This window comes from Kitasatospora sp. NPDC059577 (assembly GCF_042735475.1).
Taxonomy (GTDB): domain Bacteria; phylum Actinomycetota; class Actinomycetes; order Streptomycetales; family Streptomycetaceae; genus Kitasatospora.
Window position 1 is genome coordinate 15,102 of sequence record NZ_JBHWBZ010000075.1, and the last position, 15,330, is coordinate 30,431.

A 15,330-nucleotide genomic window follows, 5' to 3' on the forward strand; every position below is an offset into this window, starting at 1 on the left:
GCGGCCGGGGCAGTCCACCACGCCGCGCGCCGGGGGGGGGTGGGGCGGGCGGGGCCCGCCCCCCGCCCGCCGCCCCCCCCCCCGCCGATCGCTTTGCCCGACCGAGAGGAACCACGCTCATGACCGCCACCCCCGTGAAGAAGACTGCCGCCGCCCCCGCGGAGAAGACCGCCGCCGCGAAGGGAAACCCGGCGTCCTACTTCCCGTCCATCGAGAAGAAGCACGGCCGCCCGATCGAGGAGTGGAAGGACCTCATCCACACCTCCCCCCTCACCAAGCACATGGAACTCGTCGCCTGGCTCAAGGCCGACCACGGCCTCGGCCACGGCCACGCCAACGCCCTCGTCGCCCACACCCTCGCCGAGCGCACCCTCGCCGAGCACAGTGCCTGACCGTCACAGCCCCTCCGTAGAGTGCCCGGCATGCGCGCTCACGACGAGGTCCTGGAAGCCCTGCGGCACGACGGCTCCTGGCAGTTCACCCCGGCCGCCGACGGCACCCCGGACCGGGCGGTCTTCCGTCTCGACCCCGCCACCCGGCCCGGACGCCGGGACCTGGTGCGGCGCCTCCCGGCGCATGCCCCGGGCCCCGGCGGCGGCGCGGCCCCCGCGGACCCGTCCGACCCCGAGCAGTGGGAGGGCGTCCTGGTCGCCGCCCTGCTCGCCCACCCCGCCGCCGACCGGCTGCGCGTCCTGGACCTGCGCCTGACGGACTACCACCGCTGCGCCGAACCCGTCGCCGCGGCCCTCGCCGCCCGGCCGCGCCCGCGGCTGGAACACCTCTCCTTCGGCTACGGCTACCGGCACCTCTACGAGGACGCCGAAGGAACCGCGGGCACCCGGATCGACCCCCTCGACTTCCACGGCGAAGGACTCGTCCAGAGCGACGTCTGGCCCGCCCTGCCCGCCCTGCGCACCCTCGAACTCGAAGGCGCCTTCCTCTTCCACGCCGTCGACCACGACGGCCTCACCCACCTGAAGGTCCGCGGCCCCGCCTGCTCCGACGGCGCCGTCTTCGCCCTCGGGCACACCCCCGCCGTCGAGTCCCTGACCGTCGAGGTCGGCTGCGACGTCTTCGGCGTCACGCTGTCACCCGACCAGCTCGGCGAACTCACCGCCGACCGGTACCCCGCCCTGCGCCGACTCGACCTCGCCCGCACCGAGTTCGACGCCGACCCCCACGAGGTGCTCGCCGCCCTCGCGGACTGCGACGTCCTCCCGCAGCTCGACACCCTCACCCTCGACGCCCGCACGGCCGGTGCCCGCACCCCCGACCTCGCCCCCCGCTTCGCCCACCTCGACCTGCGCACGGCGGTCTGAGCGCCGCCCGGGCCCGGGGCGCAGGGCCCCGGGGCCCCGGGGCTCAGGGGATGATGACCCGCCGTCCGCGGGTGTGGCCGGCCCGGCTGTCGGCGTGCGCCGCCGCCGCCCCCGCGAGCGGGTACGACTTCTCGACCGGGATGTGCAGCCGCCCCCGGGAGATGAGGCCGACGGCCTCGGCGAGCGCCCGCGGCACGCTCCCGGCCACGCCGGAGAACCGGACCCCGTGCTCCGGGGCGCCGAGGTCGGCGATGGAGACCACCCGCGCCGGGTCCCCGGTCAGCTCCACGAGCTCGCGGACCACGCCCGCACCGGCCAGGTCCAGGGCCGCGTCGACCCGGCCGAGGCGGCGCACCCGCTCGACCCAGCCCTCGCCGTACGTGGTGGCGAGGGCGCCCAGGCCGCGCAGGTAGTCCTGGTTCGCGGCCCCGGCCGTGCCGATCACCGCGATGCCGCGCTCGCGGGCGATCTGCAGCACCGCCGACCCGACGCCCCCGGAGGCGCCGCTGACCAGCAGCGTCTGCCCGGGCCGCACGCCGACCTCGCGGATGACGCGCAGCGCCGTCTCCACCACCGAGGGGTACCCGGCCGCCTCCTCGAAACTCAGCCCCTCGGGCATCCGGGCCCAGGCCGACAGCACGGCGAACTCGGCGTAGGTGTCCCTGCCCTCGCCGAACACGCGGTCGCCGACCTCGACGCCCTCGACGCCCTTGCCGACCTCGTCCACCACCCCGGCGGCGTCCTGCCCCACCCCGGCGGGCAACTCCACCGGATGGGCCCCCAGTACCTGTCCCTCACGGATCCTCCAGTCGACGGGGTTCACGCCTGCCGCCCGGACGGCGATGCGGATCCGGCCGGGGCCCGCGTGGGGCTCCTCGGCATCCACGAGCCGCAGGACGTCCGGACCGCCGAACTCGGCGAAGCTCACTTTCCTCATGCGGCCGACCGTAGCCCTAACAGTTAGTGTTTTGCAACGGTTAGGTATTCGTAGCTGGTAGGGTCCGGACATGATCGAGTCGGAGCAGGGGCGGGAGCAGCCGGGCCGCCGCGAACGCAAGAAGGCCGCGACCCGTCAGAAGATCGCCGACACCGCCCTGCGGCTCTTCCTGGAGCACGGGTACGACGCCGTCGGCATCCGCGACGTGGCCGCCGAGGCCGACGTCGCCGTCACCACGGTCTTCTCCCACTTCGCCGGCAAGGAGGCCCTGGTCTTCGAACGCGACCAGGACTTCGAACAGCGCCTCACCCGGGCGGTCACCGACCGGGCGCCGCACGAGCCGCTCGTCCCCGCGCTGCGCCGCGAGGTCGAGGCCCTGGTGCGGCACTGCACGGCGGAGGGCACCGCCCCGGTCCGGCGCATGATCGAGGGATCGCCCGCCCTGCGGGAGTACGAGGAGTCGATGGGCCTGCGCCACGCGGAGGCGCTGGCGGCGGCCATGACCGCCGATCCCCGCCTCCCGGCGACCGCGACGGCCTGCCGGGCGACCGCGCGGTTCGTGATCGACGCCTACGCGCTGGCCTGCGGGGCGGCCGATCCGCAGGCCGCGGTGGACGAGGTCTTCCGGATGATCGAGGCGGCCTGGGAGGCCGCTGCCCGCTGACCCGCCCGCTGACCCCCCGGCAGGCACCGTCCCGCCGGGGGCGGGGGAGCGGCGGCGTGATCGGGGCCGGTGGTCCGGGTCGGGCCGGTGGTCCGGGTCGGGCCGGTGGTGCGGGTCGGGCCGGTGGTGCGGGCCCGGTCAGTGGGGGCGCAGGCCGGTGAGGACGACCTCGAAGACGCGTTCGCGGGCGGCGGGGTCGGCGGCGAGCTGTTCGGTCGCGGCGCCGGTGCCGACGAGCAGGGCGACCAGTTCGGGCAGGCCGAGGTCGGGGCGGACGGCTCCGGCCTGCTGGGCCGCGGCGAGGAGGCCGGCCAGCTGGGCGCGCATCAGGCCGGAGGACTCCCGCAGGGAGGCGTGGACGTCGACGCCGGCTTCGGCCAGGGCGCGGGTGAACTCCTGCTTGCCGGCGGACTGTTCGACGACCAGGCGGAAGCAGGCGTGGAAGGCCTCGGCGGGCGGGTGTTCGGCGGCGAGCCGGGCGGTGCGGTCGGTGATGGTCTCCAGCCGGCGCACCACGACGGCTTCCAGGAGTGCTTCCTTGGTGGGGAAGTGACGGAAGAGGGTGCCGACGCCGACGCCGGCGGCGCGGGCGATCTCCTCGGTCGGCACGTCGACGCCCCGGGTGGTGAAGACCTCGGTGGCGGCGTCGAGCAGCCTGGCCCGGTTGCGGGCGGCGTCCGCGCGCAGCGGCCGTGGGGTGGCCCCGCTCATGCCCGTCTCCCTTCCGTCCGCGGTGTCGCGGACTCACCCGTGGACAACCGGAGTGGTTGGTCCGTATCGTATTAAGCGGAGTCGCTGGTCCGATTCCAGTGACGTGTCCCGTGGGGGTTGATCATGTCCGAAACGCCGTCGCCGCGCGAGGTCTTCTCCGAGCTGCTGGAGGGCATCACCGGAGGGAAGTTCACCGAACTGGCCCGGCTCTACGCCGAGGACGCGGTGGTGGAGACCGTCTTCCAGCCGGTCGGTCCGCGCCTCTTCGAGGGGCGCGCCGTCATCGCCGAACGGTTCGGGCAGCTCGGCGCGCACATGCCGCTGGAGCTGCAGGCACAGAACGTGGTGGTCCGGGAGACCGACGACCCCGAGGTGATCGTCGCGCAGTTCGACTACCGGGCCCACCACCGGGACACCGGGCGGGACTTCGAGGTCGCCAACGTCCTGGTGCTACGGGTCCGCGACGGCCTGATCGTCCACAGCCGGGACTACCACGACCACCTGGCCCTCGCCGTCGCCGGCGGCAACCTGCCCCAGCTCGTGGCGGCCCTGGAAGGCGAGTAGCGCCCGGAACGACCCGGGGGCCGGGGCCGCCGACGGCACGATCGGAAAGCCGGCGGCCCCGGCCCCGGGTACGGGTTCCGTACGGGCGGGGCATCGACCGCGGTGCCCGTACGGCTGCGGTCGGGTGCCATTCGACAACTTCAACAGGACTTGAAGTCAAGCCCGGACCGCCCCGGCCCCGCAGCGGCCCCCGCCGGCCCCCGCCGTGCCCGCCCCCGGCCGCCCGCGGTTCTCCGCAGCGGGGTAGCCTCGCTCACGGCGGAGGCCTGCGTACGGGCACGGACGAGGCGGACAGGGGCGGACGGATGGCGGAGCAGCAGCGCGGGTACTGGCGGGTGTCGGACGGTGTGGCGGTCGGCGCCACCCAGGCGCACATCGTGTGGACCAGAGCGGCCTACCCGGCCCTGGTCGAGGTCGCGGGCCGCTACCACGCGGTGATCAGCTACGCGGACCTGGCCGAGGCGCTCCAGGAGGCCTCCGGGGTGCGCACCCGGGTCAACCACCGGCACTGGATCGGCAAGGTGCTGTCCCTGGTGGTCCTGGAGGCGCACCGGCGCGGGGACCCGCCGCTGACGGCCCTGGTGGTGAACGCGACGGACGGCAAGGTCGGCCCCGCCTACCAGGAGGTGCTGGCGGTGGCCGGGCAGCCGCCGCTGGTCGAGGAGATGGACCGCGAACAGCACGCGGCCGCCGCCCGTCTGGCCTGCTACCGGCACTTCGGCGCCGACCTGCCCGCCGACGGCGGCACGCCCGCCCTCGCCCCGCGCCTGCTGGCCTCGGTGGCGCGCAAGAAGGCCGCCCCCCGCACCGCGGCGGCCACCACCACCGCCGGTACGCCGGCGGCCGTGCCGCGCCCGCCGGCGATCTGTCCGACCTGCTTCCTGGAGCTGCCGGCGACCCGGGTGTGCGACTCCTGCGGGGAGACCATCGCGCCGTGAGCGGCCGGTGAGCGCCCCGGTGAACGGCCGGCGGGCGCCCCGGTGAGCTGCGGCCCGGCGGGCGGCCGTCAGACGGCGGGGGTCAGACGGCGGAGGTCAGGCGCCCCGGCATCCGCCAGCCCTCGGCGAGCCGGGAGGGGGACAGGCGCCCGCCGCCGCCGAAGAACTCGCAGAACTTCATGATCAGCGGGTCCCAGCCGACCGGGTCGACGTAGTGGTCGGTGCCCGGCACGATCAGGCCCTCCTCGACGTGCGCCCGCACCACCGTCACCTCGAAGGCCGTGCACCGCTCGTTGCCCGCCATCGGCGTCGCCGCCTCCAGCCGGCACTCCAGCTGCACCGGGCACTCCGCGGCGCGCGGCGCCCGGACCAGCTCGCCCGCCAGCTCGGTCATCCCCGCCGCCGCGAACTTGCGCCGCTCGTGGCGGTAGCCCTGCTCCCGCCTCGACTCCGTGATGTGCGGGTTCGCCGTCAGCAGCGCGAGGGCGTTCACGGCGTCGACCTGCGCCGAGGACGGCAGGTTGAGCACGCACTCGCCCTCGCGCCGCAGGTTGACGGCGGTCTGGGAGGTGTTGCCCAGACCCAGCACGCAGGACTGCCCCAGCCACCACGCCGAGGACATCGGCATGAGGTTGGCGCTGCCGTCCTCGTTGCGCGAGCCGATCAGCACCACCGGGGTGCCGAAGTAGAGGACCTTGAGATCGGTGACCTTGTGCACGGGAATGGCCGTCCTGGGTAGGGGAACCGCTGTCGGTCACCGACTCTGCCCCCGCCCGTACGGGGGCGCTGGCGGTGATCGGACATCCAGTTCCCGCAGGTCCCGCAGGTCCCGCAGGTCCCGCAGGTCCGACCGGTCCCGGGGCCCGGGGACGGCAGCCCCGGGCCGCCGGACCCGGCGGTCAGCCCACCGGCCCCCGGGCGGCGACCTGACGGGCCTGACCGTCACGCAGCCGGTAGGACAGGCCCACCACGGCCGCCTCGCCCGCGGCGACCCTGGAGGCGAGCACCTGCGAACGCTCCACCAGCAGGTCCACGGTCTGGCGGATGTGCTCGTCCACGATCGCGTCCCGGTCCTCGATGCCCGCCGCCTTGGCGGACAGCACGCTCGGGGTCACCCGCTCCACCACGTCCCGCACGAAACCGCCCGGCAGCTGCCCCTGCTCCAGGGAGTCCAGCGCCGCCGCCACCGCACCGCAGGAGTCGTGCCCCAGCACGACCACCAGCGGGCACTCCAGCACGCTCACCCCGTACTCGATGCTGCCCAGCGCCTCCGCGCCGGTCACGTGCCCGGCGGTGCGCACCACGAACAGGTCGCCCAGGCCCTGGTCGAAGATGATCTCGGCGGCCAGCCGGGAGTCCGAACAGCCGAACAGCACCGCGAAGGGCCGTTGCGCCGGGGCGAGCGCGGCCCGGCGGCCGGCGTCCTGGTTGGGGTGCTCGGGACTGCCCGCGACGAACCGGGCGTTGCCCTCCATCAGCATCCGCAGCGCCTGGCGGGGGTCGGAGATCGGGTCGGATATCGGTGTGGGGATCATGCCAGCACCCTAGATCGCCGCAGGTGGGCGCCGCAGCCGGAGGTGACCGGTCTCTCACCGCCCACCTGCCGCGACCCGCCGTCACACCCGCCCCGCTGCGCCGCCGCCCGCGCCGAGGGGGGTTTGAAGACGAGCATCGGGGTCAACGGATGGAGCAATCGGGGACAAAGAGGCCCGGCACCGGCAGGGCAGGGGAGGGACACATGGGGACGAGGCGGCTCACAGCGGTACGGACCGCGGCGGCGTGGCTCGACGGTGCACGGCCCGGCGGGCTGCGGTTCACGGCACGGGGTTTCACGGCACGGGGGTTCACGGCGCCCCGGTCGGTGACGGTCCGGTCGGTGACGGTCCGGTCGGTGACGGCCCGGCTGGACGCCCTCGACCGCGCCCTGTTCGACCGGATCGCCGCCGCCCCGCTGCACGGCACCGCCACCTGGCTGCGCACCCTGAGCCGGGCCGCCGACCACGGCCTGCTGTGGACGGGCACCGCCGCCGTCCTCGGCGCCGTCGGCGGCCGCACCGGACGGCGCGCCGCCCTGCGCGGCCTCGGCTCGCTCGCCCTCGCCTCCGCCACCGCCAACACCGTCGCCAAGCACGCCACCCGGCGCCCCCGCCCCCTGCTGGACCCCGTCCCGCAGGTGCGCCGGCTGCTGCGACAGCCCGTCACCACCTCCTTCCCCTCCGGCCACTCCGCCTCCGCGGCCGCCTTCGCCACCGGCGTGGCGATCGAGTCCCCGCTACTGGGCGCGGCCGTCGCGCCGCTCGCCGCCGCCGTGGCCCTGTCCCGCGTCTACACCGGCGCGCACTACCCCGGCGACGTCCTCGCCGGCACCGCCCTGGGCGCCGCGGCCGCCGCGGCCACCCTGCACTGGTGGCCGCGCTCCTGCGACGCCCCGCCGCCGGCCGCCCCGGCCCGCCGCCCCGCCCCCGCCCTGCCGCAGGGCCGCGGCCTGTCCGTGGTCGTCAACGCGGGCTCCGGCAACGGCAGCCCCGTCGCCCCCGGCCCCGAGGACACCGCCGAGACCCTGCGCACCCTGCTGCCCGAGGCGGACGTCCGGGTGTGCGGGCCCGAGGACGACCTGGCCAAGATGCTGACCGAGGCCGCCGACCGGGCCGCGCGGGCCGGCGGCGCACTCGGCGTCTGCGGCGGCGACGGCAGCGTCAACCTGGCCGCCGCCCTCGCCGTCGAACGCACCCTGCCGCTGGCGGTCTTCCCCGGCGGCACCCTCAACCACTTCGCCCTCGACCTCGGCGCCGCCACCCACCAGGACACCGCCGAGGCCGTCCAGGGCGGCAGCGCCGTCGGCGTCGACCTCGCCCTGGCCACCGACGACAGCGCGCGCCGGGTCTTCGTCAACACCTTCAGCCTCGGCCTCTACCCCGAACTCGTCCACCGGCGCGAGAAACTGGAGAAGCGCATCGGCAAGTGGCCGGCCCTGGCGGTCGCCGCCGCCACCCTCCTGCCCACCGCCGAACCGGTCACCGTCCACGCCGACGGCCGCACCCACCGGCTGTGGCTGCTGTTCGCCGGCAACGGCGCCTACGAACCGGCCGGAGTCACCCCCACCCACCGCGCCGCCCTCGCCGACGGGCAGCTCGACGTCCGGGTCGTCGACGGCTCCGCGCCCCTGGCCCGCACCCGCCTGGTCGCCGCCCTGCTGACCGGCACCCTGCACCGCTCCCGCGTCTACCGCACCACCCGCCTGCGCGCCCTGCACCTGGACTCCCTCGGCGACGCCACCCGGATGGCCGTCGACGGCGAGTCCGTCCCCGCCCGCGGCGCCCTGCACCTGTCCAAGGCGCACGCCGCGCTCGTCGTATACCGGCCCCGCGCCGCCCAATCCGTTCCCCCGGCGGCTCCGAACCACTGACGACCTGACCCCCGCCGGGAACCGACCGCCGAACCCCGCCGCCGCACCGTACGAGGCCCCGAGATGAGCACCGCCGTCGTCCTGTTCACCCAGGACCTGCGCCTGCACGACAACCCCGCCCTGCACGCCGCCCGCACCGGCGCCGACCAGGTCCTGCCCCTGTTCGTCCTCGACCCCGCCGTCGACAAGGCCGACTTCGCCCCGCCCAACCGGCGGGCCTTCCTCGCCGACGCCCTCGCCGACCTCGACCGCTCCCTGCGCGCGGCCGGCTCCCGCCTCGTCCTGCGCCACGGCGACACGGCCGAACAGACCGCCCGCGCCGCCGCCGAATGCGACGCCACCACCGTCCACACCGCCGCCGGCGTCTCCGCCTTCGCCACCCGCCGCGAAACCGCCCTGCGCCGCGCCCTCGGCGACCGGCTCCACCTCCACGACGGACTCACCGTCGTCCCCGCCGGCGCCGTCACCCCCGCCGGCCGCGACCACTACGCCGTCTTCACCCCCTACCTGCGCGCCTGGCAACAAGCCCACCGCCGCCCCCTCCTGCCCGCCCCGCGCACCCTCGCCACCCCCGACCACCCGCACGGCGACCCGCTGCCCACCGCCCCCGCCGGCACCTCCCCGGCCCTGCCGCCCGGCGGCGAACGCGCCGCCCGCCGCCGGCTGCGCGCCTGGGACGCCGACGACTACGACCGCCTGCACGACGACCTCGCCGCCGACGCCACCTCCCGCCTCTCGCCCTACCTGCACTTCGGCTGCCTGTCCGCCGCCGAACTCGCCCACCGTGCCGCCACCCGCGGCGGCCCCGGCGCCGACGCCCTGGTCCGCCAACTCGCCTGGCGCGACTTCCACCACCAGGTTCTCGCCGCCCGCCCCGCCGCCGCCCACACCGACTACCGCCCCCGCGGCACCCGCTGGCACCACGACGACCAGGAACTGCAGGCCTGGCGCGAAGGCCGCACCGGCTACCCCGTCGTCGACGCCGGCATGCGCCAGCTCGCCCACGAAGGCTGGATGCACAACCGCGCCCGCCTGATCACCGCCTCCTTCCTCACCAAGACCCTGCGCCACGACTGGCGCCCCGGCGCCGCCCACTTCCTCCACCTCCTCGTCGACGGCGACCTCGCCAACAACCAGCTCAACTGGCAGTGGATCGCCGGCACCGGCAACGACACCCGCCCCAACCGCGTCCTCAACCCCCTGCGCCAGGCCGAGCGCTACGACCCCGACGGCACCTACGTGCGCCGCTGGCTCCCCGAACTCGCCCACCTGCCCGGCCGCACCGTCCACCAGCCCTGGACCCACGACGGACCCCTCGACTACCCCGACCCCCTCATCCCCCCGGACGCCCTGACCGCCCGCATCCACGCCACCGGCTGACCGGGCGCGCGACACCGGGGCCGCGCACGGCCTACGGCGCCCCCGGGCCGCGCACGGCCAGCACCGTCACGTCGTCACGGCTGCGCCCGCCGCTCCACCGCCGGGCCCGCTCGTCCAAGGCCTCCGGCAGCGCCCCGGCCGGCGTCCCGGCGAGCTCGGCCAGACCCCGCTCCACCGGGTAGAACACCCCGGAGCCGTCCTGCGCCTCCGTGATGCCGTCCGTCAGCAGCACCAGCACCCCGTCCGCCGGCAGCGCGAACCGCCGCACCGCACGCGGCCCCGCCCCGCCCGTCGACTCCGCCAGCGATGCCAGGCCCAGCGGGATCCCCGCCGGCAACGCCACGGACTCCACCCGGCCGTCGCCGCGCAGCAGGTACGGGGCGAGGTGGCCGCAGTTGACGGCCTGCACCCGGGCCCCGACCTCGCGCCCGCCCGGCCCGTGCAGGCCCAGGACCGTCGCCGTCACGAACCGCTCCTGCTCGCCGCTCTGCACCGCGTACGCGTTGTGCCGCTCGACCGCCGCCTCCAGCGCGTCCGCGACACCGGTCAGCTCCGCCTCCCGGAACGCCGCCTCCCGGAACGCGCTCAGCACCGCGAAGCCCGTACCGATCGCCGGCAGCCCCTTGCCCTGCACGTCACCCACCAGCACCCGGGTGCCGAACGGGGTCTCGGCGACGTCGTACAGGTCGCCACCCACCATGGCGTCCTCCTCCACCGGCCGGTACAGCCCGTCCAGCCGCACGTCCGCCGTGGTCACCGGCAGCGGACGCAGCAACTGGCGCTGCAACGCCACCGCGCTCTGCCGCATCCGCGACAGCTCCCGCTCGCGCCGCACCCGCCGCGCGCACAGCCCGATCACCGCCGCCTCGGCCCCGATCACCGCCACCAGGGTGCCCACCCGGGCCTCCAGCGACGGCGGCGGGAACAGCGCCGTGCTCACCACCACCACGACCGCCACCCACACCGACACGGCCACCGTCTGCGCGACCGTGCCCAGACCGGCCAGCAGCGCGGGCAGGAACACCAGCAGCAGCACCAGCCGGGCATTGGTCCCACTCGCCGCCTGCGCCAGCAGCAGCGCCGCCGTGGCGGCCAGCACCCCCAGCACCACCGACCGGTTGCGGGGCGCACGCGGGACGGTTCCGTTGCTCTCCACCCCGCCGCCGCCCTCTCCGCCCGTCCGCTCCGCCGTCCGCCTCGCGCACCGATCCGCGCCCGACCGTCCCCCCAGGGTCGTCGGCCCGGCGGCACCGGCGCCAACGGGCCGCGCCGGACGGGGGAACACGCCGGCTGTCACCGGCAGTCGGTACGGTGGCTGGCGTGTCCACCCGTGAACCCCGCGCGACCCGCGTCCCCCTGGCCGACCTCGTCCGGCTGCGACAGGCCCGCGACCGGATGGACCGCGACTACGCCCAGCCCCTCGACGTCCCCGCCCTCGCCCGCACCGCCCTGATGTCCTCCGGTCACTTCTCCCGCAGCTTCCGCACCGCCTACGGCGAAACCCCGTACAGCTACCTCATGACCCGCCGGATCGAACGCGCCAAGGCCCTGCTGCGGCGCGGCGACCTCAGCGTCACCGACGTCTGCATGGCGGTCGGCTGTACCTCACTGGGCTCCTTCAGCACCCGCTTCACCGAACTCGTCGGCGAGAGCCCCAGCGCCTACCGCGCCCGCGACCACGGCGACGGCGCCGCCATCCCCGCCTGCATCGCCAAGATCCGCACCCGCCCGGTCCGCACCACGGAAGCCAAGGGCGGGACGCCCCCGGGACGCCTCCCGTAGCGTGACGGCATGAGCATCGAACTCGCCCAGTGCTTCATCGCCGTGGACGACCACGACAAGGCCCTCACCTTCTACCGCGACATCCTCGGCTTCGAGGTCCGCAACGACGTCGGCTTCGAAGGCATGCGCTGGGTCACCGTCGGTTCGCCCGACCAGCCCGGCGTCGAAATCGTCCTGGAACCCCCGCTGGCCGACCCGCACGCCTCCGAGGACGACCGCCACGCCGCCGCCGAACTCCTCGCCAAGGGCCTCCTGCGCGGCGTCATCTTCCGCACCGACGACTGCGACGCCGTCTTCGAACGCATCCGCGCCGCCGGCGCCGAAGTCCTCCAGGAACCCATGGACCAGCCCTACGGCGTCCGCGACTGCGCCTTCCGCGACCCCTCCGGCAACATGCTCCGCTTCAACCAGCCCCGCACGAAGTAGCCCACCCCGCCCGCCCGGTGGGCGGGAGCCGGGTCCGGCGGGCTCCGGTCCGGTCCACCCCCGTGGGGCCGGGCCGGAGTCCGCCGGGGTCAGGTGGCGAGCAGGCGCAGGCAGGCGCGCAGGAGCAGGGCCGTGGTGACGGCGGCCGGGACCGACCAGGGCAGGAGACCGGCGGCCGCGGCCAGGACGGCCGGGGTGAGGACGGGCAGGGTGCCGGCCAGGGTGGTCACCAGGGCCGGGTGCGGGGGCCGGGCGCTCACGAGGCCCGCCGGGCGCGGTCGAGGAAGGCGCGCAGCGGGGCCCAGGCGTCGGCGGGGGCGTCGGGCTCGCCGGACATCGCGGCGGGGTCCTCGCGCCAGGCGGTGCGGACGGCGGCCGACAGGGTGGCGTCCCCGCCGCTGAAGAGGCGGGCGAGTTCGTCGAGGCGGTCGGCGATGCGGCGCACCCGGGGGTCGGTGGGTTCGACCCCGGCGGCGCGCAGGGCCTCGGCACCGCGGTAGAGCTGGGGCCATTCGACGTCCAGCAGGTAGTGGGCGGCGGGGCCGAGGGCGGCGGCGTGGTCGGCGAGGGCGTGGACCTGGTCGTCGTCGAGGTGGCGGTGCAGGGCCTCCCGGGCGGCGGGGCCGGTGGGCCCGGTGGCGCCGACGGCCCGGACGAGGCGCAGCAGGTCGGCGGTGTCGGGGGTGCGTTCGGCGCAGAGTTCGGTGTGCACGTGGGCGAGGCGGTCGCGCAGCGCCCGCAGGTCGGTGAGGGCGGCCTCGGTCGCGGCGAGGTGCTCGCGGACCAGCCGGACGGGGTCGATGCCGGCGTCGAGGCAGGTGGCGATGGTCTCCAGGCCCAGACCGAGGCGGCGCAGGGCGAGGACCTGGTAGAGGCGGACGACGTCCTGCTCGGTGTAGGCGCGGTGGCCGGAGGCGCTGCGCCGGGAGGGGCTGAGCAGGCCGATCCGGTCCCAGTGGTGCAGGGTGCGTACGGTCAGGCCGCTCGCTTCGGCGAGGGGACCGACCTTCCAGGTCTGTTCGGTGGGCATGGCACGAGGATTCCTCCTGACGTCGGGTGAGGTTCAAGCCCCCCGGGCGAATCCGTGGTGCGGGTTCGCCGGCGCGGGTTCCGGGTGCGCGTTCCCCGGTACGGGGGCTCGGGTGCGGGGCCGGGGTGCGGGTTCAGCCGGAGTGCGCCGGCACCGGGTAGTCGGGCAGGTCGATGGCGTCGGCCTTGGCGAACTGGGCGGCGAGCAGGTTGCGCAGCGGCCACCGGCCCATCCAGCGCATGGAGGCGGCGCGCAGGCGGATCATCAGGGCGCTGTCGGGGGCGTAGCCGTTGAGGCCGCCGGGCGGCAGTTCCTGGGCCTGGGCGACGTAGGGGCGCATCAGGTCCTCGTAGCGGGTGAAGGCGGTGCGGAAGTCGCCGCGGGCGGTGGCGAGTTCGCCGGCGAGCAGGTAGGCGCCGACGAGGGCGAGGCTGGTGCCGAGGCCGGTGAGGGGGCTGGGGCTGTAGCCGGCGTCGCCGAGCAGGGCGACGCGGCCGCGGCTGTAGTGGTCGAGGCGGATCTGGCCGAAGGAGTCGAAGGCGAAGTCCTCGGCGGTGCGCATCCCGGCGAGCAGCCGGTCGACCTCCCAGCCGGCACCGGTGAAGCGCTCGGCGAGCAGGCGCTTGTGGGCGGCGGTGTCGCGGCGGTCGTGGGCGAGGGGTGCGGAGCGGAAGCCGAGGGAGGCCTTGACCTCGCCGGGCAGCCGGCCGGGGCGGGCGCCGGCGACGAGGCCGCCGGGGGCGTTGTACATCAGGAACCAGCTGTCGAGGTCGCGGGCGAGCGCGGGGTCGTGGACGGTGAACCAGGCGTGGTAGCCGCCGAGGGGGCGGTAGTGGTCCTGTTCGGGGCCGAAGGCCAGGCGGCGGACGGCGGAGTGCAGGCCGTCGGCGCCGATGACCAGGGCGAAGCGGCGGGCGGGGGCGTTCTCGAAGGTGACGGTGACGCCGTCGGCGTCCTCGTCGAGCGCGGTGACGGTGTCGTCCCAGAGGTGTTCGACGCCGCCGGTGGCGTCGAGGAGCAGGTCGGCGAGGTCGCCGCGCAGGATCTCGATCTCGGAGACGATGCCCTCGCCCTCGAAGAGTTCGACGGGCATCCGGGCGCTCAGCCGGCCGTGCCGGTCGACCAGGGCGATGCCGCGCTGTTCGACGCAGCGGTCGCGGACCCGCTCCATCAGGCCCATGCGTTCGACGACGGTGCGTCCGGCGCCGCGCAGGTCGACGGCCTGTCCGCCGGGGCGCGGGCCGGGGGCGCGTTCGACGACGGTGGGGTTGAAGCCGTGGCGGCGCAGCCAGTGGGCGAGGGCGGGGCCGGCGATGCCGCCACCGGAGACGAGGATGTCGCGATCGGTGTCCATGGGTGTGTCCTCTCTGCGGGTCCGACGGGTCCGGCGGGTCCGGCGGGTTCGACGCTGACGAATGTACGCCGTACGCATTGGCCTAACAACCCCTGTGCTGCGGGAACTTGAAGGTAGTGCACTAGTGCAGTGGGGTGTTCGGGGCCCGCCCCGGGTCGCCCCCGGGCGCCCGGCCGGGGCCTTTCCGCAGGCGGGAGGGCGCCGGGGGCGGCGACGGGTGCACTAGTGCGGCACGATGGCGCCATGGAGAACACTCGACAGCTCGTCAGTTCCGGCTCGCCCCTCGAACCGCGGATCGGCTTCTCCCGGGCGGTGCGCAAGGGTTCGTACGTCGCGGTCGCGGGCACCGCCCCCATCGCCGAGGACGGCACGGCGGCCGCGCAGGGCGACGTCCACGGCCAGACCGTGCGCTGCCTGGACATCGCCGAGGCCGCCCTGAAGGAGGCGGGCGCCTCGCTCAAGGACGTCGTGCGGACCCGCATCATGCTCACCGACATCTCGCGGTGGAAGGAGGCCGCGCGCGCCCACGGCGAACGCTTCGCGACGATCCGCCCGGCGTGCACCTTCGTGGAGGTGTCGCGCTTCATCGACGAGCAGTGGCTGGTCGAGGTCGAGGTCGACGCGATCCTCGACTAGCGCGCGCCGGAGCCGGGCCGCCCCGGCCGGGCCCCGGTGGGGGATCCGGGCCCGGCCTTGTAGGTTCTTCGGTGCCGCCGGGCCGACCGGCGCCGGCGGCACCGCGGCACCGCGGCCCACCACCCCGGAAGGCCCGAAGGCCGGCGGGCCCTAGGGGTGGCGGGGGACGGCAGTGGGGGCGAG

18 protein-coding genes are annotated in these 15,330 nt (G+C 75.8%); 10 read left to right on the forward strand and 8 right to left on the reverse strand.

The features are described from left to right. Nucleotides 1–119: 119 nt before the first annotated feature. Entirely contained in the window at nt 120–392 is a 273-nt protein-coding gene (locus ACFV0O_RS36730; protein ID WP_380348484.1) for a DUF4287 domain-containing protein, read from the forward strand. Nucleotides 393–422: 30 nt separating this feature from the next. Beyond that, nucleotides 423–1,319 (forward strand): hypothetical protein, encoded by an 897-nt coding sequence (locus ACFV0O_RS36735; RefSeq protein WP_380348486.1) that lies wholly within the window; start codon nt 423–425, stop codon nt 1,317–1,319. 43 nt (nt 1,320–1,362) lie between these two features. Here the strand turns inward: ACFV0O_RS36735 and ACFV0O_RS36740 are convergent, their stop codons facing one another. Continuing rightward, nucleotides 1,363–2,256: an NADP-dependent oxidoreductase gene (locus ACFV0O_RS36740; RefSeq protein ID WP_380348488.1), complete on the reverse strand. Its 894-nt coding sequence runs from the start codon at nt 2,254–2,256 to the stop codon at nt 1,363–1,365. A gap of 70 nt (nt 2,257–2,326) precedes the next feature. On the opposite strand from ACFV0O_RS36740, the gene ACFV0O_RS36745 reads away from it, so the two are divergent. Next, the gene (locus ACFV0O_RS36745; protein ID WP_380348490.1) at nt 2,327–2,920 is read left to right on the forward strand and encodes a TetR/AcrR family transcriptional regulator; all 594 of its coding nucleotides are present in this window, start codon (nt 2,327–2,329) and stop codon (nt 2,918–2,920) included. A 138-nt stretch (nt 2,921–3,058) separates the two neighbouring features. Here the strand turns inward: ACFV0O_RS36745 and ACFV0O_RS36750 are convergent, their stop codons facing one another. Continuing rightward, a complete protein-coding gene (locus ACFV0O_RS36750) occupies nt 3,059–3,631 on the reverse strand; it encodes a TetR/AcrR family transcriptional regulator (protein WP_380348492.1) in 573 nt (190 codons plus the stop codon). Between the two features lie 123 nt (nt 3,632–3,754). Between ACFV0O_RS36750 and ACFV0O_RS36755 the strand changes: the two genes are divergently transcribed. Both ACFV0O_RS36755 and ACFV0O_RS36760 read left to right on the forward strand, forming a co-directional pair. Next, entirely contained in the window at nt 3,755–4,195 is a 441-nt protein-coding gene (locus tag ACFV0O_RS36755) for a nuclear transport factor 2 family protein (protein WP_380348494.1), read from the forward strand. Between the two features lie 305 nt (nt 4,196–4,500). Next, nucleotides 4,501–5,133, forward strand: a complete 633-nt coding sequence (locus ACFV0O_RS36760; RefSeq protein WP_380348496.1) for a hypothetical protein — start codon at nt 4,501–4,503, stop codon at nt 5,131–5,133. Nucleotides 5,134–5,215: 82 nt separating this feature from the next. Here the strand turns inward: ACFV0O_RS36760 and ACFV0O_RS36765 are convergent, their stop codons facing one another. Both ACFV0O_RS36765 and ACFV0O_RS36770 read right to left on the reverse strand, forming a co-directional pair. Next, entirely contained in the window at nt 5,216–5,851 is a 636-nt protein-coding gene (locus ACFV0O_RS36765) for a flavin reductase family protein (RefSeq protein ID WP_380348498.1), read from the reverse strand. Between the two features lie 181 nt (nt 5,852–6,032). Then, nucleotides 6,033–6,668: a carbonic anhydrase gene (locus tag ACFV0O_RS36770; protein ID WP_380348500.1), complete on the reverse strand. Its 636-nt coding sequence runs from the start codon at nt 6,666–6,668 to the stop codon at nt 6,033–6,035. Between the two features lie 356 nt (nt 6,669–7,024). Between ACFV0O_RS36770 and ACFV0O_RS36775 the strand changes: the two genes are divergently transcribed. Next, nucleotides 7,025–8,539, forward strand: a complete 1,515-nt coding sequence (locus ACFV0O_RS36775) for a bifunctional phosphatase PAP2/diacylglycerol kinase family protein (RefSeq protein WP_380348530.1) — start codon at nt 7,025–7,027, stop codon at nt 8,537–8,539. Between the two features lie 63 nt (nt 8,540–8,602). Continuing rightward, entirely contained in the window at nt 8,603–9,919 is a 1,317-nt protein-coding gene (locus tag ACFV0O_RS36780; protein WP_380348502.1) for a cryptochrome/photolyase family protein, read from the forward strand. Nucleotides 9,920–9,950: 31 nt separating this feature from the next. Here the strand turns inward: ACFV0O_RS36780 and ACFV0O_RS36785 are convergent, their stop codons facing one another. Continuing rightward, on the reverse strand, nt 9,951–11,075 hold the full coding sequence (locus ACFV0O_RS36785; protein WP_380348503.1) for a PP2C family protein-serine/threonine phosphatase: 1,125 nt from the start codon (nt 11,073–11,075) through the stop codon (nt 9,951–9,953). A 239-nt stretch (nt 11,076–11,314) separates the two neighbouring features. Here ACFV0O_RS36785 and ACFV0O_RS36790 point away from each other — a divergent pair, with 239 nt between their 5' ends. Next, nucleotides 11,315–11,701, forward strand: a complete 387-nt coding sequence (locus ACFV0O_RS36790; RefSeq protein WP_380348532.1) for a helix-turn-helix transcriptional regulator — start codon at nt 11,315–11,317, stop codon at nt 11,699–11,701. Between the two features lie 9 nt (nt 11,702–11,710). Then, entirely contained in the window at nt 11,711–12,127 is a 417-nt protein-coding gene (locus ACFV0O_RS36795) for a VOC family protein (protein ID WP_380348504.1), read from the forward strand. Between the two features lie 89 nt (nt 12,128–12,216). Here the strand turns inward: ACFV0O_RS36795 and ACFV0O_RS36800 are convergent, their stop codons facing one another. From ACFV0O_RS36800 to ACFV0O_RS36810, 3 genes are all read right to left on the reverse strand, one after another. Then, nucleotides 12,217–12,387 carry a hypothetical protein gene (locus ACFV0O_RS36800; RefSeq protein WP_380348506.1) on the reverse strand — a complete coding sequence of 57 codons (171 nt, stop codon included), beginning with the start codon at nt 12,385–12,387 and terminating at the stop codon, nt 12,217–12,219. Continuing rightward, nucleotides 12,384–13,157 (reverse strand): MerR family transcriptional regulator, encoded by a 774-nt coding sequence (locus tag ACFV0O_RS36805; protein WP_380348508.1) that lies wholly within the window; start codon nt 13,155–13,157, stop codon nt 12,384–12,386. The genes ACFV0O_RS36800 and ACFV0O_RS36805 overlap by 4 nt, the downstream gene beginning before the upstream one ends. Before the next feature lie 133 nt (nt 13,158–13,290). Continuing rightward, the gene (locus ACFV0O_RS36810; protein ID WP_380348510.1) at nt 13,291–14,511 is read right to left on the reverse strand and encodes an FAD-dependent monooxygenase; all 1,221 of its coding nucleotides are present in this window, start codon (nt 14,509–14,511) and stop codon (nt 13,291–13,293) included. Between the two features lie 243 nt (nt 14,512–14,754). Between ACFV0O_RS36810 and ACFV0O_RS36815 the strand changes: the two genes are divergently transcribed. Further along, nucleotides 14,755–15,147 (forward strand): RidA family protein, encoded by a 393-nt coding sequence (locus ACFV0O_RS36815; protein WP_360254924.1) that lies wholly within the window; start codon nt 14,755–14,757, stop codon nt 15,145–15,147. The last annotated feature ends 183 nt before the right edge of the window (nt 15,148–15,330 follow it).

Bases quoted from the DNA above. Each gene is read 5' to 3' on its own strand.
- ACFV0O_RS36730 (WP_380348484.1), top strand. From the start codon at position 120: ATGACCGCCACCCCCGTGAAGAAGACTGCCGCCGCCCCCGCGGAGAAG.
- ACFV0O_RS36735 (WP_380348486.1), top strand. From the start codon at position 423: ATGCGCGCTCACGACGAGGTCCTGGAAGCCCTGCGGCACGACGGCTCC.
- ACFV0O_RS36740 (WP_380348488.1), bottom strand. From the start codon at position 2,256: ATGAGGAAAGTGAGCTTCGCCGAGTTCGGCGGTCCGGACGTCCTGCGG.
- ACFV0O_RS36745 (WP_380348490.1), top strand. From the start codon at position 2,327: ATGATCGAGTCGGAGCAGGGGCGGGAGCAGCCGGGCCGCCGCGAACGC.
- ACFV0O_RS36750 (WP_380348492.1), bottom strand. From the start codon at position 3,631: ATGAGCGGGGCCACCCCACGGCCGCTGCGCGCGGACGCCGCCCGCAAC.
- ACFV0O_RS36755 (WP_380348494.1), top strand. From the start codon at position 3,755: ATGTCCGAAACGCCGTCGCCGCGCGAGGTCTTCTCCGAGCTGCTGGAG.
- ACFV0O_RS36760 (WP_380348496.1), top strand. From the start codon at position 4,501: ATGGCGGAGCAGCAGCGCGGGTACTGGCGGGTGTCGGACGGTGTGGCG.
- ACFV0O_RS36770 (WP_380348500.1), bottom strand. From the start codon at position 6,668: ATGATCCCCACACCGATATCCGACCCGATCTCCGACCCCCGCCAGGCG.
- ACFV0O_RS36780 (WP_380348502.1), top strand. From the start codon at position 8,603: ATGAGCACCGCCGTCGTCCTGTTCACCCAGGACCTGCGCCTGCACGAC.
- ACFV0O_RS36790 (WP_380348532.1), top strand. From the start codon at position 11,315: ATGGACCGCGACTACGCCCAGCCCCTCGACGTCCCCGCCCTCGCCCGC.
- ACFV0O_RS36795 (WP_380348504.1), top strand. From the start codon at position 11,711: ATGAGCATCGAACTCGCCCAGTGCTTCATCGCCGTGGACGACCACGAC.
- ACFV0O_RS36805 (WP_380348508.1), bottom strand. From the start codon at position 13,157: ATGCCCACCGAACAGACCTGGAAGGTCGGTCCCCTCGCCGAAGCGAGC.
- ACFV0O_RS36810 (WP_380348510.1), bottom strand. From the start codon at position 14,511: ATGGACACCGATCGCGACATCCTCGTCTCCGGTGGCGGCATCGCCGGC.
- ACFV0O_RS36815 (WP_360254924.1), top strand. From the start codon at position 14,755: ATGGAGAACACTCGACAGCTCGTCAGTTCCGGCTCGCCCCTCGAACCG.